This is a genomic window from Aeromonas schubertii, assembly GCF_000820105.1.
In the GTDB taxonomy this organism is placed as follows: domain Bacteria; phylum Pseudomonadota; class Gammaproteobacteria; order Enterobacterales; family Aeromonadaceae; genus Aeromonas; species Aeromonas schubertii.
Map to the genome: position 1 here is coordinate 43,087 of NZ_CDDB01000079.1, position 23,047 is coordinate 66,133.

Genomic DNA, 23,047 nt, shown 5'->3' on the forward strand with positions numbered 1-23,047 from the left:
AGAGGCCATGGGCCTCTCTCTTTTTTTGTGCTTACAGGGCGTACTGCTCCAGCAGCACCGTCAGGCGGGCCCAACTCTGCGCATCGGGCAGCCCGTCGGGGCGGGCCGGGCGGAAGTGGAGCTGGAAGGCGCGCAGCACCAGATGGGTCATCTCGTCCCACTCGCCGCTCAGGGGTACCCCGTAACCGTAGCGCGCCAGGGCCTGCTGCCAGGGGAGGGCGTCGCTCGGGAAGGGCTCCTTGAGTCGCTCGGCGACTCGCCGCTCGTCGGGCCAGGCGCCGAGCCCGAACTCCTCGTGCAGCCGCTGCCAGGGGAAGCGGGGACCGGGGTCGACCTTGCGCTCCGGCGCCACGTCGCTGTGGCCCAGCAGTCGGGTCGGGGCTATGCCATAGCGCTTCACCTTCTCCGCCAGCAGGGCCGCCAGGGCCTGGATCTGTGCCTCCTCGAAGGGAGGCCAGTCGCGCTGGTCGAGGGGGAGGCTGGCCTGCTCGGGCGGGTAGCCGAGGTTGACTATCTCGATGCCGAGGGAGCTGGCGTTGAGGCCGGCCTGGGTTTGCCAGCGGCTCTTGCCCGCATGCCAGGCGCGCCTTTCATCGGCCACCAGCTGCAAGATGCGATAGGGAACACCCGGCTTCGAAGAGGGGAGCAGGTAGTGAGCGCTCACCTGATGGCCAGGTTCGGTGAGCAGGCGAAGCGAGGCATCGTCGTCCTCGTCCGTGTAGTGGAGGACGATAAACTGGATGCGCTCGTCCTGGCTGGCACTGGGGTGTTGCTCGAGGCGGTAACTCCCCTCGTCGCAGCCGCCCAGCAGCAGAATGAGACCGGCGACCATTTTACGGCACCACCCGAAGCCCTCCGGCAGGCGGGACAAGGGGGCAGGAGGGGGCCGCACCATGGGTCAGCCGCGATACTTGGCGGTGAGACCGATGAGGAAGTTGCGCAGGATCTGATCTCCGCAATCCTGATAATGCTTGTGGTGACGGGCGCGGAACAGGGCGCTCAGCTCCGACTTGGAGAGGTTGAAGTCGGCCAGCTTGAGGGTGGCGAGCATCTCTTCTTCCTTGAAGTTGAGGCCGATGCGCAGCTTGCGCAGGATCAGGTTGTTGTTGATCCGGTTGGGGATCTCCTGGGGCGGTGCATCTTCACGCACCCCGCGGCGCACGGCGATAAAGCCGTCGAGGAACTGGCTCAGTGCCGAGTCGGGGCAGGGGGCATAGCCGGCCTCCTGCGTTGCTCCCTCTTCGGCCTCTTTCATCAGCCAGCCGTGCAGTTGGGCATGGTCGATGGCCAGATTACCCTTGGCAAACATCTCGACCATCTGGTCGTTGCCAAGGCTGAGGGCGTAGCGCAGGCGGCGCAAAATATCGTTGTTGGTCAAGGTCGACTCCTGTGAATAGGGCGCAACTCTACCATCTGCCGGGGCTCGCGTCAGAAAAAGCGGGATCAGGCCAGGTAGCGGGGGGCCTCCTGGCGAACCTGATCCATCGCATCCTGTAGCTCCAGCAGTTCGGGTTCCAGCTCGTCGACCCCGACGCCGTCGCGCAGTTGCTGCTCAAGCTGGGCCAGCAGCCGCTGCAGGGCCGGCACGCCGCAGTAGGCGCTCCCCCCGTGCAGCTTGTGCAGCCGCCCCATCAGCTCCTGTGGATCACTCTCCCCCTCCAGGGCCTGATCGAGCACCGGGGCCGTCTCGTCGAAGCTGGTGAGCAGCATGCCGAGCATCTCCCGGGCCAGATCGGGCCGGTTGGCGGCCTGGCGCAGGGCCAGGGGCCAGTCGATGAGATGGCTCTGGGTGCGTTGATGTCGCTGGCTCGAGAAGGTGGTGATGAGCTGCTCGAGCACCTCCTCGTCGATGGGTTTGGCCAGGTAGTCGTCCATCCCCTGGCGGATCAGGCGTTCGCGCTCCCCGGCGATGGCATGGGCCGTGACCGCCACTATGGGGGTGTCGAGGTTGCGTGACTGGCGACGGATCTCCTGGGTGGCGCTGATCCCGTCCATGATCGGCATCTGGATATCCATGAAGATGATGTCGAAGGGGTGCTCCTGGGCCAGCTTCACCGCCTCCTTGCCGTTGTGGCACACCACCACCTCCTGCACCATCTCCTCGAGCATGGCGGCGATGAGCTTGAGGTTGGCCGGGTTGTCGTCCACCGCCAGCACCCTGATCTCGTGGCGCCGGCGCGGCGGTTGCAGCAGCAGGGGGGCTCCGGCCTCGGTGGCATCGCCGCTGAGCAGGGCGTGCAGCAGCTTGCGGTGGTGCACTGGCTTGGAGAGGCAGTGCAGGGCGCCGTGCTCCTGCATCAGCTCGTAGAGGGCGGGGTCGTGGCTCCCCAGCAGCACGATCACGGGGTGAGTGGCCGCCAACTGGTCGAGGCGCAGCAACACCTGCTCGGGGGGGAGCTGACTGCCGCTGCCGATGATGACCAGCTCCTGGGGCGGGACCGTCTCGTCCTCCTGCAGGGGCTGGCTCGTTATGCCCCAGGTGGTGAGCTGGGCGCTGAGGGCGGCCAGGGCACAGGGGTCTGGCTCGAGCAGCCAGATGCGCTGCTGGCGCAGGCTCTCCAGGGGCAGGCTGTCGTCGAAGGGGAGCGGCGACACCTCAAGCTCCATGCTGAAGGAGAAGGTGGAGCCCTCGCCCTGGCGCGACTCGATCTGGATCTGCCCCCCCATCTGCTGCACCAGCTTCTGGGTGATGACCAGACCCAATCCGGTGCCGCCGTAGCGGCGAGAGATGGAGGAGTCGGCCTGATTGAAGGCCTGGAACAGCTGGCGCTGCTGTTCGGGGGAGATGCCGATGCCGGTGTCGCGGATACGCACCTGCAGGCGCACCACACCGCTGCGGTGGTGGGGCTGGGGCTCGATGCGCACGTCCACGTTGCCCCGCTCGGTGAACTTGATGGCGTTGCCGGTCAGGTTGGTGATCACCTGCTGCAGGCGCAATGGGTCGCCGGTGAGGTGGTCCGGTACCTCGGGGGCGACCAGCAGGGAGAGCTCGAGCCCCTTGTCGTGGGCACTGGGGCCGAGCAGGTGCATCACCTCGGCCACAGTGTCGCGCAGGCTGAAGGGGATGTGCTCGAGTTGCAGCTTGCCCGCCTCGAGCTTCGAGAAGTCGAGGATGTCGTTGATGATACCAAGCAGGTTGCGGGCCGACTTCTCGATGGTCTGCATGTAGTCGGTCTGGTTCGGGGTCAGGCTGGTCTTGAGCAGTTGACGGGTGAAGCCGATGACACCGTTGAGGGGGGTGCGCAGCTCGTGGGACATGTTGGCGAGGAACTCGGACTTGACCCGCGCCGCCTCCTGGGCCCGCTTCTTGGCCATGTCGAGCTCGACGTTCTGGATCTCGATCTGCTCCAGGGTTTCGCGCAGGTCAGAGGTGGCCTGATCGATGTTCTGCTGCATCTCCTCGTGGTATTCGGAGAGCGCCTTGGCCATGGCGTTGATGCCGTTTTTCAGCATCTCCAGCTCGCCGGTGAGCTGGCCACTGACCCGGGTGTCGAGGCGTCCCTCCCGGATCCGGTGCACCGCCTGCACCATCTCGGTGATGGGTTGGGTCACACTCTTGACCAGCCGAAAGCCAAACAGCACGCTCACCGCCAGGCCGCAGACCAGCATCATGACGGCGAAGAAGGTATCCCGATACTGGAGCACCAGGGCGCCGTCGGTGGTGATCTGCATGGCGATATAGCCGATGACCGGGGGATCGCTCTCGCTCGGCAGGGGGAAGCCATCGAGACTGGTTTCGGCCTGGATTGGGGCGCGCAATATGATGTCATCCCCTTGTCGCTCCACGCTGGCCAGTGACGGAATCGCCTCTCCCTTGGGCAGGCGCAGCAGGGCGAAGTCTCTGTGGTAATTGGAGGTGACGAACAGCTGGTTGTCCTGGGTGAAGACGGCGATGGACTTGATGAGGGGAGAGTTCTTGCGATGGGTCAGCCCGATCAGCCGCTTGAGGGATTCGCGGCTGTGCTGGGTCATGCCATATTCGCTGGCGATGGCCAGGGGCTCGATGATGTTGATGCCCTGATTGATGAGGTTGTTCTCCAGCTGCTGGTAGCGGTGGAAGGAGAAATAACCGGCCATCATGCCCCCGATCAGCAGGGTAGGCAGGATGGTGAATGCCAGAACGCGCGCTCTCAGGCCGTATTTGGTCATACAATGGTACTTGTGGGACAATGCCCGGCTGCAGGTTCCCACATGATGACATAGCCACCTATAGGCACCAAGTTTTATGGCCCAGTTTTTCACCCCCAAGAAGACCCACAAGCAACCCCAACACATTGAATGCACTATAGATACGCTCGACCACCACTGCGTGGGGGTGGGCCGTCATGAGGGCAAGGCCGTGTTTGTCGAGGGCACCCTGCCCGGTGAGCGGGTCAAGGTGCTGCTGACCGAGCAGAAGAAGCAGTACGCCCACGGTCAGTTGCAAAAGCTGATCACCCCGGCCCCCGAGCGGATCGAGCCCTTCTGCCCCCACTATCGGGAGTGTGGCGGCTGCAGTACCCAGCACATGAGCCTGGCCCGGCAGCACGAGACCAAGCAGCAGGGGCTGCGCTCCCTCTTCAGCCGGTTGGGCGGGATCGCCATCCCGGATCTCGAGCCCGTGATGACGGGGCCGGATCGCGCCTATCGCCGGGTCTGCCGGCTGGCCATCAAGTTTGACAAGAACGCCCGCCGCCTGCGCTTGGGTTTTCGTCGTCGCCAGTCCAGTGAGTTGGTCGAGATCAGCGCTTGCCCCGTGCTGGAGGCGCCGCTCTCGGCCCTTATCGCCCCCTTGCGCGAGCTGTTTGGTCGCCTCAAAAACCAAAGGGAGCTGGGGCACGTGGAGCTGCTGCAGGCCGACGATGGCCTGCTGATGCTGCTGCGCCACACCGGCAAGCCCAATGAGCAGGATCGCACCCTGCTGATGGCATTTGCCGAGCAGCACAAGCTGGATCTCTATTTGCAAGACGGTAGCGACCGGTGCGAGCCCCTGCGTCAGACCATGACCCCGGGCTACCGCCTGGGTGAGCTCTCGTTGACCTTTGCTCCGGGGGACTTCATCCAGGTCAACCGCACCATCAACGACGCCATGGTGGCGCGGGCCATGGAGTGGCTCGATGTGCGGCCCACAGAGAAGGTGCTGGATCTCTTCTGCGGTGTGGGTAACTTTACCCTGCCACTGGCTGCCCTGGCCCGCGAGGTCGTGGGGGTGGAAGGGGAGATGGCCATGGTGCAGCGTGCCCAGCACAATGCAACGGGCAATGGCATCGACAATGTGCGAATCTTCAAGGCGGATCTGGCGGCGGATATCACGGATCTGCCCTGGGCCCGCGAAGGTTTCGACCTGGTGCTGCTCGACCCGGCGCGTCCGGGCGCCCTCGAGGTGATGCCTCATGTGGCGAAACTTGCGCCCCGCCGCGTTGTCTATGTCTCCTGTAACCCCGTCTCCCTGGCCCGGGACAGCAAGGTGTTGACCCAGGCCGGCTATCGACTGGAGCGGCTCGGTATGCTGGACATGTTCCCCCATACCGGCCACCTGGAGTCGATTGCCCTGTTCGTCAGGGAGTAGCGGGGGCGGCCCTGATGCCGCAAGGCAAGCCTTGAAACAGGGCCACCTCGTCCCCAGAGAGGGGAGTGTCGTTAGAAAGGGGTCGCTCAGGCCCCCTCAAGAAGGATGCAAAAGATGGTTTCGGTTCGCGATATACACCTCAAAGAGAACTTCACTCTGGAAGAGTGGCTCTCCTCCCTCTCCCTGAAGGAGCCCGAGCGTGACCAGTTGCGAACCCTCTACCAATACTGTCTGGGGCTGGGCGATGAGGCGGTGAGCGAACGCCTGCTGGTGCGCGGGGTCGAGATGGTGGGCATCCTGATGATGCTCAGCATGGACATCGCCACCCTCAAGGCGGCCATCCTCTATCCCTTCGCCGAGGCCGGACTGCTGGCGCGCAACAAGCTCGACGAGGAGTTTGGCCCCAAGATAGCCCGCCTGGTGGAAGGGGTGCTGGAGATGGAGGCGATCCGCTCCCTGCAGACTGCCCAACGCACCGAGACCTCGCCGGAGCAGGTGGACAACGTGCGTCGCATGCTGCTCGCCATGGTCGAGGATGTGCGCGCCGTGGTCATCAAGCTGGCCGAGCGCATCGCCTGCCTGCGCGAGGCGAAGAAGGCGGACGAGGAGACCCGGGTGCTGATGGCCCAGGAGATCTCCAACATCTATGCGCCGCTCGCCAACCGTCTCGGCATCGGCCAGCTCAAGTGGGAGCTCGAGGATCTCGCCTTTCGCTACCTCCATCCGGAGACCTACAAGCAGATTGCCAAGCAGCTCGACGAGAAGCGTCTCGATCGGGAGCGCTATATCCGCGAGTTTGTGACCAGGCTGCGCACCTCCCTGCAAGAGGCGGGGATCGATGCCGAGGTGTACGGTCGCCCGAAACACATCTACAGCATCTGGCGCAAGATGCAAAAAAAACACCTGGACTTCACCGAGCTGTTCGACGTGCGTGCGGTACGGGTGGTGACCAAGCGACTGCAGGATTGCTATGCGGCGCTGGGCATAGTGCATACCCACTTCCACCACATTCCCCGCGAGTTCGATGACTACGTGGCCAACCCCAAGCCCAACGGCTATCAATCCATCCACACCGTGGTGGTGGGGCCCGAGGGCAAGACGGTGGAGATCCAGATCCGCACCGATCAGATGCACCAGGATGCCGAACTCGGGGTCGCCGCCCACTGGCGCTACAAGGAAGGGGCCCAGGCGGGCGGTAAGGCCAACAACTTCGAAGACAAGATCGAGTGGCTGCGCAAGCTGCTCGCCTGGCAGGAGGACATGTCCGAGAGCGGCTCCCTGCTCGAGGATCTGCGCAGCCAGGTGTTCGAGGACAGGGTCTACGTCTTCACCCCCAAGGGGGATGTCATCGACCTGCCGGCCGGGGCCACGCCGCTCGACTTTGCCTATCACGTCCACAGCATGATCGGCCACCGCTGCATCGGGGCCAAGATCGACGGGCGTATCGTCCCCTTCACCTATGCCCTGCAGACCGGGGATCAGGTGGAGGTGATCACCCAAAAAGAGCCCAACCCGAGCCGCGACTGGATGAACCCCAACGCCGGTTTCCTGCGCTCGAGCCGGGCCCGGGCCAAGGTCGCCACCTGGTTTAGAAAGCTGGATCGCGACAAGAACATCGCCGCCGGCCGCGAGCTGCTCGACAAGGAGCTCGACCGCCACAACCTCACCCTCTCCAAGATCGACAAGGTGACCCTGGAGCGCTTCAATGCCGAAGAGCTCGACGATCTGCTGGCGGGGGTGGGCAGCGGTGACGTGCGCATCAACCAGCTGCTCAACTACCTCGATACCCGCTACAACAAGCCCAGCGTCGAGGAGGAGGAGCGGCGCCTGCTCGAGAAGCTCGAGCAGAAGGCCAACACCCCGTTCCGGCCCAAGGCGCGTGACCACATAGTGGTGGAAGGGGTCGGCAACCTGATGACCCATATCGCCCGCTGCTGCCAGCCCATACCGGGGGACAGCATCGTCGGCTTCATCACCCAGGGGCGCGGCGTCTCCATCCACCGGGAGGATTGCGAGCAGCTCAAGGAGCTGTCGCGGCGCAACCCGGAGCGGATCATCGACGCCATCTGGGGCGAGAACTACTCGGGCGGCTATGGGCTCACCATCCGCATCGAGTCCAACGATCGCTCCGGCCTGCTGCGCGACATCACCACCGTGCTGGCCAACGAGAAGATCAACGTGATGGGGGTGCGCTCGCGCTCCAACGTCAAGCTGCAGACCGCCCAGATCGACATGGAGCTGGAGATCTACAACATCGACGCCTTCAACCGGGCCCTGGCCAAGCTGAGCCAGCTACCGGACATGATCAGCGTCAAGCGCCTGTAACCCCCAGTGGCCGGCCAAGTGCCGGTCACTCTCTATCGGATAGCCGTCGAGGATCCCATGAAACCGCCTTACCAACTTGCCGACCTGCTTGCCATCATGGCCCGCCTGCGCGACCCGGAACTGGGTTGCCCCTGGGACAGGCAGCAGAGCTTCGCCACCATAGTGCCCTACACCCTGGAGGAGGCCTACGAGGTGGCCGATGCCATCGAGACCCGGGATTGGCAGGGGCTGCAAGGGGAGCTCGGGGATCTGCTGTTCCAGGTGATCTTCTACGCCCAGATGGGCAAGGAGCAGGCGCTGTTCGACTTCGATGCCATCGTCGATACGGTGTGCGAGAAGCTGATTCGCCGTCACCCCCACGTCTTCTCCGATGCCACTCTCGGTGACGAGCAGGCGGTCAAGGCCAACTGGGAGGCCGAGAAGGCCAAAGAGCGGGCGCAGAAGGACAAACCGAGCGTGCTCGACGACATTCCCCTCTCGCTGCCGGCCCTGACCCGGGCCGCCAAGATCCAGAAGCGCTGCGCCAGCGTCGGCTTCGACTGGAAGACCCTGGGCCCGGTGGTGGACAAGGTACACGAGGAGATCGACGAGGTGATGGAAGAGGCCCTGATGGCCGACGTGAACCCGGAGCGGGTGGCCGACGAGCTCGGCGATCTGCTGTTTGCCACCGTCAATCTGGTGCGCCATCTGGGGCACGATCCCGAGCAGGTGCTGCGCGGTGCCAATGCCAAGTTCGAGCGACGCTTTCGCAAAGTCGAGGATCTGATCGAGCAAGAGGGGCTGGCGGTGAAGGATTGCACCCTTGAAAAACTCGATGCCGCCTGGAACCGAGTGAAAGAAACTTACGAAAGTTGATTTGGCGCAAGACAGCCTCTTCCACAGGCTGTTAGATTTTTGCGCATTGTTTGGGAGTGGGGGGTTTGGTATACTGTGTCCCCGTCCTGCTTCATCTCCCCGAAGCACCCTTAAACATTCCCTAAACTTTCTTTCAGGTTCAGCATGACGACCAAATATATTTTTGTTACTGGTGGTGTTGTTTCATCCCTCGGCAAAGGCATTGCCGCAGCTTCCCTGGCAGCCATTCTGGAAGCCCGTGGTCTGGATGTGACCATCATGAAACTGGACCCGTACATCAACGTCGACCCGGGTACCATGAGCCCGACTCAGCACGGTGAAGTGTTCGTCACCGAGGACGGGGCTGAGACCGATCTGGACCTGGGCCACTACGAGCGCTTCATCCGCACCAAGATGACCCGCCGCAACAACTTCACCACCGGCCGTATCTATGCCGACGTGCTGCGCAAAGAGCGCCGTGGTGACTACCTGGGTGCCACCATCCAGGTGATCCCGCACATCACCAACGCCATCAAGGAGCGCGTCATCGCCGGCGGCGAAGGCCACCAGGTCGCCATCGTCGAGATCGGTGGCACCGTGGGAGATATCGAATCCCTGCCGTTCCTCGAGGCGATCCGCCAGCTGGCCGCCATCGTTGGCCGCAACAACGCCATGTTCATGCACCTGACCCTGGTGCCTTACCTGGCTGCCGCCGGCGAAGTGAAGACCAAGCCGACCCAGCACTCCGTCAAGGAGCTGCTCTCCATCGGTATTCAGCCGGATGTGCTGATCTGCCGCTCCGACCGCGCCATTCCGGCCAACGAGCGTGCCAAGATCGCCCTGTTCTGCAACGTTCCCGAGCGCGCCGTCATCTCCATGAAGGACGTCGACTCCATCTACAAGATCCCGGCACTGCTCAAATCCCAGGGCCTCGACGGCTACATCACCGAGCGCTTCGGCATCGAGTGCAAGGACGCCGACCTCTCCGAGTGGGAGCAGGTGATCTATGAAGAGGCCAACCCGACCGCCGAAGTGACCATCGGCATGGTGGGCAAGTACGTCTCCCTGCCGGACGCCTACAAGTCCGTCAACGAGGCGCTCAAGCACGGCGGCCTGAAGAACCGTCTCTCCGTACACATCAAGTACATCGACTCTCAGGACATCGAGACCCGCGGCATCGAGATGCTGGAAGGTCTGGACGCCATCCTGGTGCCGGGCGGCTTCGGCGAGCGCGGCGTGGAAGGCAAGATCCTGGCCGCCAAGTATGCCCGTGAGCAGAAGATCCCCTACCTGGGTATCTGCCTCGGCATGCAGGTCGCCCTGATCGAGTACGCCCGTAACGTGGCGGGCATGGAAGGGGCTCACTCCTCCGAGTTCAAGAAAGACAGCCCGTTCCCCGTGGTCGGTCTCATCACCGAGTGGGTCGACGAAGAGGGCAAGGTCGAGACCCGTACCGAGAAGTCTGATCTGGGCGGCACCATGCGTCTGGGCTCCCAGCTCTGCCACCTGATCGACGGCTCCAAGGTCCGCGAGCTGTACGGCTCTGCTACCATCTATGAGCGTCACCGCCACCGCTATGAAGTGAACAACACCCTGCTGCCGAAGATCGAGGCGGCGGGTCTGAAGGTGACCGGTCTCTCCGCCGACAAGAAGCTGGTGGAAATCATCGAGATCCCGGATCACCCCTGGTTTGTGGCCGCCCAGTTCCACCCGGAGTTCACCTCGACTCCCCGTGACGGGCACGCCCTGTTTGCCGGCTTTGTCAAGGCTGCGGGTGAGTACCAGAAGCGTAATTTGAAGTAAATCGGTAGCGGTTGGGGCATTGTGCCTCAGCCGCTTTTCCTTAATAATTTCTGTTGTTTTTTTACGAAACCTGAGGAAAGAAACATGTCCAAGATCGTTAAAGTGATCGGTCGTGAAATCATCGACTCCCGTGGTAACCCGACCGTTGAGGCCGAAGTTCACCTGGAAGGTGGTTTTGTGGGTATGGCTGCCGCTCCGTCCGGCGCCTCCACCGGCTCCCGCGAAGCCCTGGAACTGCGTGACGGCGACAAGAGCCGTTTCCTGGGCAAGGGTGTGCTGAAGGCGCTGGAAGCCGTTAACGGCCCGATCGCTCAAGCTCTGCTGGGCAAAGACGCCAAGGACCAGGCCACCGTTGACCAGATCATGATCGATCTGGACGGTACCGAGAACAAGTCCAAGTTCGGCGCCAACGCCATCCTGGCTGTTTCCCTGGCCAACGCCAAGGCTGCCGCTGCTGCCAAGGGCATGCCCCTGTACGCTCACATCGCCGAGCTGAACGGCACCGCCGGTGTCTACTCCATGCCGCTGCCCATGATGAACATCATCAACGGTGGTGAGCACGCCGACAACAACGTCGACATCCAGGAGTTCATGATCCAGCCGGTTGGCGCCAAGACCCTGAAAGAAGCCGTCCGCATGGGCGCCGAAGTGTTCCACAACCTGGCCAAGGTGCTGAAGTCCAAGGGCTACAACACCGCCGTGGGTGACGAAGGTGGTTTCGCTCCGAACCTGAAGTCCAACGCCGAAGCGCTGGAAGTGATCGCCGAGGCCGTTGCCGCTGCCGGTTACAAGCTGGGCACCGACATCACCCTGGCCATGGACTGCGCCGCTTCCGAGTTCTACGACGCCGAGAAGAAAGAGTACAACCTGAAGGGCGAAGGTCGTATCTTCTCCTCCAACGGTTTCTCCGACTTCCTGGAAGAGCTGACCGAGAAGTTCCCGATCGTCTCCATCGAAGACGGCCTGGACGAATCTGACTGGGAAGGCTTCGCCTACCAGACCCAGAAGCTGGGCAAGAAGATCCAGATCGTGGGTGACGACCTGTTCGTAACCAACACCAAGATCCTCAAGCGCGGTATCGACAACGGCATCGCCAACTCCATCCTGATCAAGTTCAACCAGATCGGTTCCCTGACCGAGACCCTGGCTGCCATCAAGATGGCCAAAGACGCCGGCTACACCGCCGTCATCTCCCACCGCTCCGGTGAGACCGAAGACGCGACCATCGCCGACCTGGCCGTGGGTACCGCCGCTGGCCAGATCAAGACCGGCTCCATGAGCCGTTCTGACCGTGTTGCCAAGTACAACCAGCTGATCCGTATCGAGGAAGCGCTGGGTGAGAAGGCTCCGTTCCGCGGTCTGAAAGAAGTGAAGAACCAGGCCTAATCGCCTCGTTCTGCCAGCCCGACTGGCGTGACGAAAACCGGAACCCTTGGGTTCCGGTTTTTTTATGTCTGGTTTGGGGGGATGTGTGTTGACCCGTGACGGGCAACGAGGGGGGGGCAGCGAGGACGTTGTCCTCGACGGGGTTTCGCCCGCCATTCTGGGGGGGCTCAGTCAAGCTCCTGGCCTATGGCAAGCATCACAATCCCTGCGGGATTGCCGCTATGCGTGGTTTCGTCCGCCCTTCGGGCTGTGGCGAGTGACTTTTCTTTGCGTGGCCAAAGAAAAGTCACCCATCGAGCGGCCACCCCCCGCCGATTCGCTCTCCTTCGTCGAGTTCCCTCGCCTCCGCCACCGCACCGACGGGCCTTCCCTGGCCCGCCGCCACTCGCTCGACATCCCTGTCTCGCGACCTGGTGCTGTGGCTTCGTCTCGGCGAATCAGAGGGGGCACAACAATACCGTGCCCATCGGTGGCTAAGTGGGCTCGCTACGCGGTGCTCAAAATGGTGGGTGTCCCAACTTCCCGCAGTTCTTATCTGTGGCGAAGGAGGCTAGTGTCTGCTCGTCGACCGTTGAATTAATGGGTATCCTGATTTACTCGCCGGGAGCGAGTGCGCTGCACCGATTTGGCAGGACTCACCGTGTGGTGTGTCAGTATTGGAGAGATGTGTGATGACGAGGTGTTTGATGGGGGTGTGCTGTCTGCTGCTGGCGATGGCTGCGCAGGCGTCGCAGGTGTATCAGGGCACGATAGGGAAGATGCCGGTCGTGATGGCCCTCGAATCATCGTCAGATGGCACGACAGAGGGGCGCTATTTCTATCGGAAGTATCGTAAGGACATTCCCCTGACGGGGAAGTGGGAGGGCAAGCATCTGCTGCTGTCAGAAGGGGGGCAGGGTGATGAGCCGGAAAAGCTCACCATGCGTCTCGAGCGGGCTGGCACCGGGCTGCGGGGGCAGTGGGTGGACGGTAAGCCCCTTGTGATTGTGCTGGCTGCGGTCGATAGCGGGGCCATCGAGGTCGCTGATCCGGTCCTCACAGGGTGGCGTCAGCGCAATCCTTATGGGCTGCTTCGCCTCGAGGGGCTCGCACTCAAACCGGGCAAGCGCGAGACATTCCAGGGTTATGGTTTGCAATGGCTGGAACAGCCCCAGAGCACTATTTCCTCGTTTCGGGTCACCACTGGCCTGCCGATTGCCCAGTCGGAGAGGATCAACCGCATAATGGCCGAGCACCAATGGCGCGATGTCGACGACTACTTTGTCTGCATGAGCAGCTCAAGGGGCGGAGAGTTTAGCCAGACGGTGACGCCTCGTTTGCTCGGCCCGCGCCTGTTCAGCATCAGTGTCTTCACCAGCTACGACTGCGGCGGCGCTCACCCTGACTTTGGCGATATTCCGCTGACTCTGGATCCGACCAGCGGGGATAAGGTTACCCTCGAGGACCTGCTCTGGGTCGGCAAGGGGAAGCCAGTGCCGTTCGATACTGAGTCATATGATCCCGCAGCATCCGAGTACAGGGCCAAGTATCTGGCGCCCTGGCTGGTGAAAGCGTTCCAGCGGCTCTACCCCGAGATGATGGAGCCTGATCCGGAGGGGTGTAACTACGCCGATCCGTCAGTCTGGGAGTATGCCTCCTGGTATGTGAGCGATAAGGGCATCGTGTTCGATCCTTCCTTCCCGCGCGTGGCCCGCAACTGTGAGTTGACCGAGTGGAGCCTGCTCCCTTGGGCGGAAATCAAGGCGCATCCGGGGCGATTGCCTCAGTTGCTGCCCTGATGGCCAAACCGGGACCCCAGGGTTCCTGGTTTTGTATGTTTGGGGTTTTGGAGAGATATTGGGACGCCCACCATTTTGGCACACGGCACTTTGGTCTACGCCATCCATGGCTTCGGCCAAAGCCCGCTTCGAACATCCTTGTTCTCGCGCCAAATCGGGGTCGAGCAGTGCTCGCCCCCGATTTGGCCCATGCCCCGCTGCGGCTGCGCCGTCATCCCTGACGGCGCTACTGACCCGCTCCACTCACCTCGGCGGCTTGCAGGGGGTCAACAACACCGTGCCCGGCAGTGGCTAAGTGGGCTCGCTACGCGGTGCTCAAAATGGTGGGTGTCCCAACTTCCCGCACTTCGTGGGTGTCCCGATTTTACTGACCCGAGCGAACTGTTGGGTGCAGATGAAGGTAAAGGCACCAAGGGGACTGCGGCTAAGCGTACCCGGGCTCCACGTCCTGCCAAGTACAAATACACCGAAGATGGTGTAGAGAAAACCTGGACTGGCCAAGGCCGTATGCCCAAGACGATTGCCCATGCGGTAGAGAACGGTACCGCTCTTGAAAGCGCCCTGATCTAAGGCGCTAGGAAGTTGAAAAGCCAAGGAGTGATCCTTGGCTTTTTGTTTTGTGAAATGCGGTGAGTGGGCTGCTGAGATAGCTTCAAGCAACTGATATATCAGTTTATAGGGGTCCATATGGGTACAGTGCTTCAAAGGCAAAGAATCATTCGGTATGATGATTTCCATTTGGGGAAAAGGATTTTACGTGCCTAAGAATGCAGCCAAGGTTGGTAATATCGGAACCGACCATGATGGTTTTCCGCCAACCAAAATTACAGCTGGCTCACCAGATGTTTTCATTGATGGGGTGCCTGCAGCGAGAGTTGGTGATCCACTAGAGCCGCATGACAAGCCTAATAACCCTCCGCACCCACGCAAAATTGCTTCAGGCTCATCAACAGTGCTGGTAAACGGTAAACCACTAGCAATAACAGGTGGCGCAGTTGACTGTGGTGGGGTGATCATTGGCTCAGGAACCGTCTTCGTTGGTGACATAGCGCCGCCTGTTATCTCCCCAGTCATCATTGCGGGGTTGTTTGATGAGCACTTCTGCATCATGGATAGTGATACTGGGATGCCGTTTAAACATCTCGCCTATGGCATGACATCTTCAACAGGGGTTATAGAAGGTATTGTCGATACAAGTGGCAAGACTTCCAAAGTGAAAGGAAAGTCTGAAGAGGACTTAACCCTTGATTATGTTTTCCAGACAAGGATAGGGCTGCGATAATGACGGTTGCCAATGTGAAATTATCACCCAGTACAAATACGAAGGGGCAAGATGTAAAGGTTGATATATTCAATCTTGATCAGATCCCCGATGCCATGGAAAAGATGGGATGGAAGGTTGCACCTCAGCTAATGCGTCATTGGTTCAGTTTAAAGCCAGCGTACAAATTCACAGAAGAAACCAAAAAAGTACTTCTACGTAGTGATGCGCGAACAATCCCTAATGATAGATTCAATGATACTATTGTCAAAATGGCGTGGGCAAGACCTTTTATAAAGGAAAAACTGCAGGAGAGAATGGGCAATTGGAACTCATCTGCTGGTATTAATGAATTACGTAATAAATTGAACGCGGCAGGATACGCCTCAAATATGTGCATACCATTAGGTATGAGTGATAGTGCTCGAGTGTTGGATGCCACGGCACATGTTAACACTATTAGCGTTGGTGGTTTATTGGACACAATTGATGATTGGTATGGGGCAATTGGCAATGCAAACTTAAAGTTTGCGGTAAGCGGATATTCTGGAACGCATCAAAAACGGCCTGCATTTTTTGTAGAACGCGTTGGGGTATATCTTAAAGATACATATGATTTTGTCGATGGCAATAAGATAACAACTGAGCCATTGGGGATATGGAGTCAAAATCGTGTGTTAACTAAGGCAGAAAGTGCTACTTACATATCATCATATGGTGCAGGTTTATATGGGGTGTTAGCTCGAAAGTGGAGTGGGTTTGTTCCTGTTTTTAATCGTGACTTCCGCGATTGGCAAGATAAACATAATTCGGGAGGAGATTTTATAGTGTTTTCAGATGTGCTTTGGTTACATCCTCTACCAAATCAGAGGATTATATATTTATGAAGAAGCTGGCTATGTTTTTAGCGGTGCTGTTCGTGGCATATTGGTTGCTGCTTGCACACGTATCATGGGGCATCTTTGACAAGACTCCATCTGTTAGTGTGGTGTCAAAAGATGGCAAGTACAAAGTGTTCTTAAAAGCAGTATATCCAGTAAATCCAATTGGCATATATTGTCAGTTCACTACAGAATCGCCAATATTTTTTGAATTGTATGATGCCAAGGGAGATTATGTAGGCCAATCATCTCCCTTTGTATGCTATGGGGAATGGCGAGATGTTCCATATCGATTTCCTGGGGAAGAATTTACCTCCGATGTTGATAGCTTCGTTGTTTTTGATGACGAATATAATGGTGAGTTGAATATAAGCACCAAGCACAAAAAGTGGTGGAGCATGATCCTGTCTCCATTTCATTCAAAGGGATGAATGCAGTGGTCAAGTAAAACTGCAGGGCGGGATCGCACTTTGTTAAATAACTGATCCTAATTCCGATCCAGTTGCATAAGCCCATGTCCGTTGCCAGGGAACGGCGCGGCATTATCCAGAAAGTAGCGCACGCGATGTAACAGCTCATCCAATGTTCGGTATTGGTGGTTTCGGGTGATGGTTTCATGGAGGGCATGCCACAAGCGCTCAATCCGGTTTACCCATGGTGAATATACCGGCTGGAACAGCACGATGAACTTCGGATTGCTTGCCAGCCAGCGCTGCGCTTTCTTGCTCTTGTGGATGATGTAGTTGTCTAAAATCAGCGTGATGCTCTTGGCGCGCCGATAGGTTCGTTTCAGCATCTTGAGAGAGATATTGGGACGCCCACCATTTTGGCACACGGCACTTTGGTCTACGCCATCCATGGCTTCGGCCAAAGCCCGCTTCGAACATCCTTGTTCTCGCGCCAAATCGGGGTCGAGCAGTGCTCGCCCCCGATTTGGCCCATGCCCCGCTGCGGCTGCGCCGTCATCCCTGACGGCGCTACTGACCCGCTCCACTCACCTCGGCGGCTTGCAGGGGGTCAACAATACCGTGCCCGGCAGTGGCTAAGTGGGCTCGCTACGCGGCGCTCAAAATGGTGGGTGTTCCAACTTCCCGCATTAAGTTTTGGCTAAAGAATAGCACGAACCATTAAGAACACGACTGTAACAATTGCAGCCACCCACCATATTTTACTTGCCCAATACACTAACACGCCCGCAATAGTAGCAATAGCCCATGTTGTAGCAGGCCAAATAACGAAATAAATTAGCGCACATAAAACAAGCAGTGGTATTAGGTATTGCATAATATTAGGACTTTTCTATTTGATACAATAACTCGACTAGATCTACTGATTTTACATCATCCCAGCGCAGGTAACTTGATAGTGAACTAGTTCCAGAATCTTGGCCAAGGACATTTTGACAGATAGCCTGATGGTCTTGAGATGCTGATACCCAAACTTTGCCAGATTGCTGGCAAAAGTATGTTGATCCCTTCAATCCTGTTTTTTGGATTCTCTTTTTCCAAGTATCAACTTTCTGCGTTGTTATCTGTAAAGGCATGATCTCTCCAAGAAACTTAACGCCCGCATTTGCGGCTGGTTTGGAGCGCAGCGGAAAACCAGTCCGACAACATGCGCTTGTTAGGTTGTGACTTCATCGTCAGTAATTCTCTGCAAGGATATAAAAGCTTCATCAACATACGATTTCCCAGTCTTTTTCTCGAACTCCTCTAAAAGATAGTCCTCGAACCACAGCCAATAGCCTTTGCTATTTTCACTATCGTCATCTTGCCCCCGAACACCCTCTGAGTAACGTGAAGTGCTTTTCAGAACTTCTTTATCAACAGGAAAGTCCTTGTCCTGATTATCTTCCTCAAGTAACTCAAGCAATTTCTCTGCATGATCGTTATATTCTAGGAACGATTTTACCTTTGATTCTTTTTCGGCTGACCATTGCTCTTTAATGAAATTACTGATCAGGGGATTAATTTGGGTCATGTAATCTGTAACCCTGACATGTACAAGCCTTTGAATGTATCCATTTTTCTCTAGCGCTGAGTTATTTGACTCAGACATATCTAGAGTTTCATTTTTCATGGTTAACTTTCTTAAGGTTGCTTTCTGTTCGAAATGTAGATGCTCAAACGAACTTTGAATCTTTGTTAGTAGCAACTTTTCCTTTTCTTCTTTCTCAATTCTTTCACGCTCGGCCTCTTCTAATTCCATCTCTTGTTTAAGCGCCGCTTCTTTTTTTGACTTATGCTGCTTCCAAAAGAACTCAGTAGCCCAAGATATTGCTTGTCCTACAAGTGAGCCACACCCTACACCAAGTAGGAGCAGAACAATTGATAGTTGTTCTTTTGATATTTGAGTCTCTGAGATAACTGGCTCAAGGTATTTCCAAGAGATCAATAAAGTCACTGCAACTGTTATGTACTTAACGCATGTCTTTGGTGAAGTAAGGGCTGCCAGTAGCTTTATAATGGTACCCGCTGTTTCACTCATTTGTACCCTCCAGGGAGCCTAACCGTGATTAGATGGAAGGCGGTACTAATCCGTTAGCAGAGAATTCCATCTAACTCCGTAACATTTCAATCGCCGCCAAGTAAAAATTACTATGAAATCATAACATTACAGATGAGAGATATTGGGACACCCACCATTTTGGCACACGGCACTTTGGTCTACGCCATCCATGGCTTCGGCCAAAGCCCGCTTCGAACATCCTTGTTCTCGCGCCAAATCGGGGTCGAGCAGTGCTCGCCCTAATCCGATTTGGCCCATGCCCCGCTGCGGCTGCGCCGTCATCCCTGACGGCGCTACTGACGCGCTCCACTCACCTCGGCGGCTTGCAGGGGGTCAACAACACCGTGCCCGGCAGTGGCTAAGTGGGCTCGCTACGCGGTGCTCAAAATGGTGGGTGTCCCAACTTCCCGGCGAGTCCAGCCCCCACTGGGGGCGATGTTTAATGCGATTGTTATAGGATAACTAGCCAGCGTTCAACATTGAGTAAACTACACCACTAACAAAGACTGAGAGCAGAAAGTTACCTAAACTAGTGCCACCATCAGACCGCAAGGCCTCTCCAAAGTATTCATCCGGAACTCTTGAAGAGATGTAGCTTTCTATAACCTTTCTTGCTTGATTGAAATAAACTCGATTTGCAACCAAACCGCTAAAAAGCATTAATATTACAAGGCTTCCTGCTACAATGATTAAAGCATATTCATGACTAACTCTAAAGTGGCTCACTGCTAAATTGCCGCCAACTGTCGCAGCAATTTCTAACAACATAAGAACAACACCAAATACAGGCATTTTCCTGAAAAAGAACCATTTATACGTAAGCAAAAATGCGTAGAAGTTGAAACCTGCATTGCTGCTCTCATTTTTCATTAGTGACTTCCAACGCTTGGGATAGTAATCCCCCCAAGTATACGCTTTGTACGCCTCGACTGACGTTTCCTTAGCTATTACTATCCTTTTTCTTTCTTGCGTTGATTCAACATTCGTAGGAATCATCCTTCCCTCCTATAACGCCTTGCTCACCGGAAAATTGGGAGCGAAGAGACTAATTTTTCCGCGCGCAGCAACTTGTTAGCCACTACCCCTCCTCAGTTCTGCCCATCAGCGCTTTCGCCATAAATTCCGTAGTATAAACATCTCCCTTCTTAGTTCGAACAGTGCTCGGTTTGTAATCTCCGTTCTCAAACATTCTCCACTCTGCATTAAGAAGGCGTTCATCTAAATGATTGAGGTTTAAGTTGAGCCAATTACATAGCTGCTGAAAATTTTCAGCGAAGGACTCGCCTTTGTGTTTGGTTAGAACCATCTGTAGATTAATAGGATAATCACGATCCCCTGCTGCCATTATTGCACTTCTTGCAGTTCTAAGTAGCTCTTGCCCCGTGAAGGTGAATACGTTGTCGATAATGTCATGACGAAGTCCGTACTCAATTCTTGTACGCTTTGAGTGCGACCAGTACCTGTCTTCAAGAAGATTCACTCGTTCAAGATAACCCCTAAGGATCTCTGACTCAGCAAACCCCCGTGTATCAGAGATTAACTCCTCGAACGTTTTTAGCTTAATGTTTGTTTTATCGGCAGCTTCCAGAGCGCCTTTTTGAAAGCCAACTTTTGAAACTATAAAGCCTCGATCCGCACCAATATCATCCACAATAGTGCGAAGGGTTAATACCTGTGCTTTTGTAACTTTGCTTTCCCAATACTTTGCCTCAACCAACCAAACCAGATTCTCACCGAGATATCTGGTTTGCACATATACATCGATATCATGACTTGTCCGCACGCCTTGAATACGAACATTCGTCTTCGCCTCAGCGCCAAGAGAGACGAAGTGGTCTTTAATGCGTTCTTGGAAATCGAACCATTCCTTTGTCATTGCGTAACTCTTACATGGTGGCTAACGTTTGGCTAAGGGGCGGGCTTTAGTCCGTCCCAGTGAGCGTGGCGAACGATTTGAGCCAGTTGTTAGGCTCTCCGTTAAATATATAGAGCATCTTTGACGGTGGTTCGCCATTCTTTATAAGAAGTGCTGATACCTTGAGTGAAAGACATCATCTCGTTAACCAATGCATCATATTTCGGCCCATCTTCCCAGCTCCCTGCGCGGTCACAGTTTAAGTGTGGTGCCAAGCACATCTTGAAGTTTGTCACTCCCTGTCCATAAGGGTACTCGTCAAAGTTCCTGCTAATAAATCTAATGAATTCACTAAGTGCGGATGTAAGTTTTTCAGTGCTTGCTTTTAATTCTGGCGTTATGAAGGAATTCCCAGCCTCATTCGCAAGCGATATAAATGATTCAATCTTTCGATGCTCATCCCACCTGATGGCATCCTCAGTTTCGATGTAACCAATTAATCTATCCAGGTATTCTTCCGGCAATGAATCAGCCAGCGTCATGAATAATTCGCTGTCATGCTTTTGGATTTTCTGGTTCTTTTCTTTGGTGTTTTGCGCAAGCAAAAATTCGTGCATGCCTGTTATGGCTAAATGATATAGAAGGCCGGACACGCAAAGTGAGAAGCCCCAAGCCAGATCTGATTCACCCGTGATGGAAAATTCAAAGTTCTTTTCAAGAAATTTGCTAAGAAGCAAAGTCCATATAGGCGTCGTCATTAAAGATAATCCTGCTATGACGACAACCCAAGCAAGTCTGTTATAAAACTTAGGTCTTAATGTTTCTAATATTTTAATTGCTAATGAAATAAACCGATTCATCGAGATTCCATGGCTTTTGCCTAACGCCCGCATAAAGGGCAGCAAAACTTAAGCGGCGATTTGGTTAAACTTTGCGAAGCACCAAAACTAAATCGCCGCGTAATTTTGATGCCCCACTGAGCGTTTTTCAGCGAACGACTTGATGCGATTGTTAGATTGCAGCCTTGGCTGATTAGCTCCGTAACAATATTTAACTTTACTACCTGTCTTAATCAGTACAGCTCTGTAACCAACTCATATTCAATTCCAATATAATCCCAACCATCCTCAATAAGCTCACGAACGGGTTCTAGGTAGACATCAGCCAGATCATGACCACCAAAGTGTTGGTGGGGAGTTTCAAGATCTAATGCCGCCTCAACAGGAACCAAATGGAAAAATTCACGTCTTGGGTTAACCCTGTGCCCCTTCATTATTTCATGCGCAGCATTTTCTGCTATTTTCATATTTGAAACTTTCCACACATATTTAAAGTACATTGGTAATGCAGTACCTGATGAGTGTAATTGCTTTACTCTTCTGACAGGGTCTACAGACAATCCGATTTTAATTTCATTCGGGTTTGTTTCATTTACAAGGATATAAATATAACCTGGTTCGTTAGGTGATCTTCCAGCCATAATGATCTCTATAAATAATGTACACAAATTGTCAATTTGAACTGTAATCTAACAGTGATTAGATGGAAGGCGGTACTAATCCGTTAGCAGAGAATTCCATCTAACTCCGTAACATTTCAATCGCCGCCAAGTAAAAATTACTATTAAATCATAACATTACAGATTACATCAGGTGTCCGAGCGTATTCGCTTGACGTCCTCTTTTTGCGCCACCGTTACTACTGTGTGAGAAAACAGTGCACAGTAAGTGAAAATGGGACAGTCACCATTTTGAGTGGGTCGCAGGCAGCTCTCGCTTATCCATGCCATCCTGCATGGCTACCGCCCCTGAATTTCAGCCCCCAGTCTGCTGCTTTTTACCTGCACGGTTTCGCTGGCCTTGCTCATGGGTGACTCCGACGAGACAGTTGCCAAACGGCTATGTTAGCGAGCGAAGCGGGGGAGGGAAGAGGGAGATGATGGTTTCCTGAGCAAGATCAATAAATTAATCGCCAACGCATAGTGTGGGGTAGCACAACATCGATAGATCATCAGAGGGGCAGGGTATTGGCTCCTCTTCAATTCAACCTTGCTACAAGTTTTATCGGTCGACTCGGACCGCAAACGCTCTAATACGTTGCGCTATTCGAGCCTACGAATGCAGCAAGTTCGGCAAAAGCATCAGAGGGGCAGGGTATTGGCTCCCCCTTCAATCCGCCGAGGGGAGGGAGCAAGGTCAGGAGCGCCATCAGGGATGATGGCGCAGCCGCAGCGGGGCATGGATGCCCCATCTGCGGCGCTCCGTCCGACCTTGTGACTGACCCGAGGGAAACCGCATCGCGGTCGGATTGGCGGGGGAAGGCCTTCTTGGTGACTTCTTGGGCCAGCAAGAAGTCACTCGCCACAGCCCGCAGGGCGGGCGAAACCCCTATGCGGCTTAGCCGCATAACGAGAGATATTGGGACACCCACCATTTTGAGCGCCGCGTAGAGAGCAGCAACCTACCAACCCAGTTGCAGTCAGGCACGGTATTGGCACCCCCTGCGATTCGCTGAGATGAGGCGGCAGGTCCAGGCCGCGAGACAAGGATGTCGAGCGAGTGGCGGCGGGCCAAGGGCCAATTCGGATTAGGACGAGCACAGCTCGACCCCGATTTGGCGCGAGAACAAGGAAGTTCGAAGCGGGCTTTGGCCGAAGCCATGGATGGCGTAGGCCAAAGGTGATCTAACCCACTCTCGATGGACACCTGGTTAAGTGAGTAAAATCACTGACAGAGGTACATCATGACCAAAGCAACGATCGAACAGAAAACACCCAGAACCCGTTACTCCCAGCAATACAAAGAAGAAGCCTTGGCATTGGCTGAGCGCGTCGGAATGAGCAAGGCAGCCATCCAATTAGGCCTCAAA

At 56.0% G+C, this 23,047-nt stretch carries 16 protein-coding genes and 4 pseudogenes; 11 read left to right on the forward strand and 9 right to left on the reverse strand.

What is annotated here, in order from left to right; genetic code table 11:
* Positions 1–31: 31 nt before the first annotated feature.
* The 3 genes from BN1133_RS15900 to barA form a co-directional block, all read right to left on the reverse strand.
* Positions 32–895: an N-acetylmuramoyl-L-alanine amidase gene (locus BN1133_RS15900; RefSeq protein ID WP_082178031.1), complete on the reverse strand. Its 864-nt coding sequence runs from the start codon at positions 893–895 to the stop codon at positions 32–34.
* 3 nt (positions 896–898) lie between these two features.
* On the reverse strand, positions 899–1,378 hold the full coding sequence (locus BN1133_RS15905; protein WP_050667455.1) for a YehS family protein: 480 nt from the start codon (positions 1,376–1,378) through the stop codon (positions 899–901).
* A 65-nt stretch (positions 1,379–1,443) separates the two neighbouring features.
* A complete protein-coding gene (gene barA / locus BN1133_RS15910) occupies positions 1,444–4,149 on the reverse strand; it encodes a two-component sensor histidine kinase BarA (RefSeq protein ID WP_050667456.1) in 2,706 nt (901 codons plus the stop codon).
* Between the two features lie 76 nt (positions 4,150–4,225).
* On the opposite strand from barA, the gene rlmD reads away from it, so the two are divergent.
* The 10 genes and pseudogenes from rlmD to BN1133_RS20170 all read left to right on the forward strand — a co-directional run bounded on the left by rlmD (position 4,226) and on the right by BN1133_RS20170 (position 16,247).
* Positions 4,226–5,548 carry a 23S rRNA (uracil(1939)-C(5))-methyltransferase RlmD gene (gene rlmD, locus BN1133_RS15915; RefSeq protein WP_050667457.1) on the forward strand — a complete coding sequence of 441 codons (1,323 nt, stop codon included), beginning with the start codon at positions 4,226–4,228 and terminating at the stop codon, positions 5,546–5,548.
* Positions 5,549–5,662: 114 nt separating this feature from the next.
* Positions 5,663–7,873: a GTP diphosphokinase gene (gene relA, locus BN1133_RS15920; protein ID WP_050667458.1), complete on the forward strand. Its 2,211-nt coding sequence runs from the start codon at positions 5,663–5,665 to the stop codon at positions 7,871–7,873.
* Positions 7,874–7,930: 57 nt separating this feature from the next.
* Positions 7,931–8,728 carry a nucleoside triphosphate pyrophosphohydrolase gene (gene mazG / locus BN1133_RS15925; RefSeq protein ID WP_050667459.1) on the forward strand — a complete coding sequence of 266 codons (798 nt, stop codon included), beginning with the start codon at positions 7,931–7,933 and terminating at the stop codon, positions 8,726–8,728.
* Between the two features lie 144 nt (positions 8,729–8,872).
* Complete coding sequence (locus BN1133_RS15930; RefSeq protein ID WP_050667460.1) at positions 8,873–10,510, forward strand: CTP synthase; 1,638 nt, start codon at positions 8,873–8,875, stop codon at positions 10,508–10,510.
* A gap of 84 nt (positions 10,511–10,594) precedes the next feature.
* Positions 10,595–11,896, forward strand: a complete 1,302-nt coding sequence (gene eno / locus BN1133_RS15935; RefSeq protein WP_050667461.1) for a phosphopyruvate hydratase — start codon at positions 10,595–10,597, stop codon at positions 11,894–11,896.
* Between the two features lie 647 nt (positions 11,897–12,543).
* Positions 12,544–13,674, forward strand: a complete 1,131-nt coding sequence (locus BN1133_RS15940) for a hypothetical protein (protein WP_231686284.1) — start codon at positions 12,544–12,546, stop codon at positions 13,672–13,674.
* Positions 13,675–14,043: 369 nt separating this feature from the next.
* A pseudogene (locus BN1133_RS19825) lies at positions 14,044–14,244 on the forward strand (H-NS family nucleoid-associated regulatory protein); the annotation flags it as partial.
* Positions 14,245–14,401: 157 nt separating this feature from the next.
* Positions 14,402–14,704 (forward strand): annotated as a pseudogene (locus tag BN1133_RS20590) (type VI secretion system PAAR protein); the annotation flags it as partial.
* A 251-nt stretch (positions 14,705–14,955) separates the two neighbouring features.
* Complete coding sequence (locus BN1133_RS19835) at positions 14,956–15,822, forward strand: DUF6402 family protein (RefSeq protein WP_082178033.1); 867 nt, start codon at positions 14,956–14,958, stop codon at positions 15,820–15,822.
* A complete protein-coding gene (locus BN1133_RS20170; RefSeq protein WP_153006786.1) occupies positions 15,819–16,247 on the forward strand; it encodes a DUF6201 family protein in 429 nt (142 codons plus the stop codon). Before BN1133_RS19835 ends, BN1133_RS20170 begins: the two co-directional genes overlap by 4 nt.
* Before the next feature lie 56 nt (positions 16,248–16,303).
* Here the strand turns inward: BN1133_RS20170 and BN1133_RS15945 are convergent.
* The 6 genes and pseudogenes from BN1133_RS15945 to BN1133_RS19845 form a co-directional block, all read right to left on the reverse strand.
* Positions 16,304–16,618, reverse strand: a pseudogene (locus tag BN1133_RS15945) (transposase); the annotation flags it as partial.
* Between the two features lie 821 nt (positions 16,619–17,439).
* Complete coding sequence (locus BN1133_RS15950; protein ID WP_153006785.1) at positions 17,440–18,303, reverse strand: hypothetical protein; 864 nt, start codon at positions 18,301–18,303, stop codon at positions 17,440–17,442.
* Between the two features lie 483 nt (positions 18,304–18,786).
* Entirely contained in the window at positions 18,787–19,320 is a 534-nt protein-coding gene (locus BN1133_RS19840; protein ID WP_005346405.1) for a DUF2628 domain-containing protein, read from the reverse strand.
* An 82-nt stretch (positions 19,321–19,402) separates the two neighbouring features.
* Positions 19,403–20,200, reverse strand: coding sequence for a restriction endonuclease (locus BN1133_RS15955; RefSeq protein ID WP_050667465.1), 798 nt, complete (start codon positions 20,198–20,200; stop codon positions 19,403–19,405).
* A gap of 101 nt (positions 20,201–20,301) precedes the next feature.
* Positions 20,302–21,039, reverse strand: a complete 738-nt coding sequence (locus BN1133_RS15960) for a hypothetical protein (protein WP_153006784.1) — start codon at positions 21,037–21,039, stop codon at positions 20,302–20,304.
* A gap of 212 nt (positions 21,040–21,251) precedes the next feature.
* Positions 21,252–21,659, reverse strand: a complete 408-nt coding sequence (locus BN1133_RS19845; protein ID WP_082178034.1) for a GIY-YIG nuclease family protein — start codon at positions 21,657–21,659, stop codon at positions 21,252–21,254.
* Positions 21,660–22,921: 1,262 nt separating this feature from the next.
* Here BN1133_RS19845 and BN1133_RS20175 point away from each other — a divergent pair.
* Positions 22,922–23,047, forward strand: a pseudogene (locus BN1133_RS20175) (IS3 family transposase); the annotation flags it as partial.

What these genes read in the sequence shown, in the direction of transcription:
- BN1133_RS15900 (WP_082178031.1), bottom strand. Translation starts at nt 895, where the DNA reads ATGGTGCGGCCCCCTCCTGCCCCCTTGTCCCGCCTGCCGGAGGGCTTC.
- barA (WP_050667456.1), bottom strand. Translation starts at nt 4,149, where the DNA reads ATGACCAAATACGGCCTGAGAGCGCGCGTTCTGGCATTCACCATCCTG.
- rlmD (WP_050667457.1), top strand. Translation starts at nt 4,226, where the DNA reads ATGGCCCAGTTTTTCACCCCCAAGAAGACCCACAAGCAACCCCAACAC.
- relA (WP_050667458.1), top strand. Translation starts at nt 5,663, where the DNA reads ATGGTTTCGGTTCGCGATATACACCTCAAAGAGAACTTCACTCTGGAA.
- mazG (WP_050667459.1), top strand. Translation starts at nt 7,931, where the DNA reads ATGAAACCGCCTTACCAACTTGCCGACCTGCTTGCCATCATGGCCCGC.
- BN1133_RS15930 (WP_050667460.1), top strand. Translation starts at nt 8,873, where the DNA reads ATGACGACCAAATATATTTTTGTTACTGGTGGTGTTGTTTCATCCCTC.
- eno (WP_050667461.1), top strand. Translation starts at nt 10,595, where the DNA reads ATGTCCAAGATCGTTAAAGTGATCGGTCGTGAAATCATCGACTCCCGT.
- BN1133_RS19835 (WP_082178033.1), top strand. Translation starts at nt 14,956, where the DNA reads ATGACGGTTGCCAATGTGAAATTATCACCCAGTACAAATACGAAGGGG.
- BN1133_RS20170 (WP_153006786.1), top strand. Translation starts at nt 15,819, where the DNA reads ATGAAGAAGCTGGCTATGTTTTTAGCGGTGCTGTTCGTGGCATATTGG.
- BN1133_RS15950 (WP_153006785.1), bottom strand. Translation starts at nt 18,303, where the DNA reads ATGAGTGAAACAGCGGGTACCATTATAAAGCTACTGGCAGCCCTTACT.
- BN1133_RS19840 (WP_005346405.1), bottom strand. Translation starts at nt 19,320, where the DNA reads ATGATTCCTACGAATGTTGAATCAACGCAAGAAAGAAAAAGGATAGTA.
- BN1133_RS15955 (WP_050667465.1), bottom strand. Translation starts at nt 20,200, where the DNA reads ATGACAAAGGAATGGTTCGATTTCCAAGAACGCATTAAAGACCACTTC.
- BN1133_RS15960 (WP_153006784.1), bottom strand. Translation starts at nt 21,039, where the DNA reads ATGAATCGGTTTATTTCATTAGCAATTAAAATATTAGAAACATTAAGA.
- BN1133_RS19845 (WP_082178034.1), bottom strand. Translation starts at nt 21,659, where the DNA reads ATGGCTGGAAGATCACCTAACGAACCAGGTTATATTTATATCCTTGTA.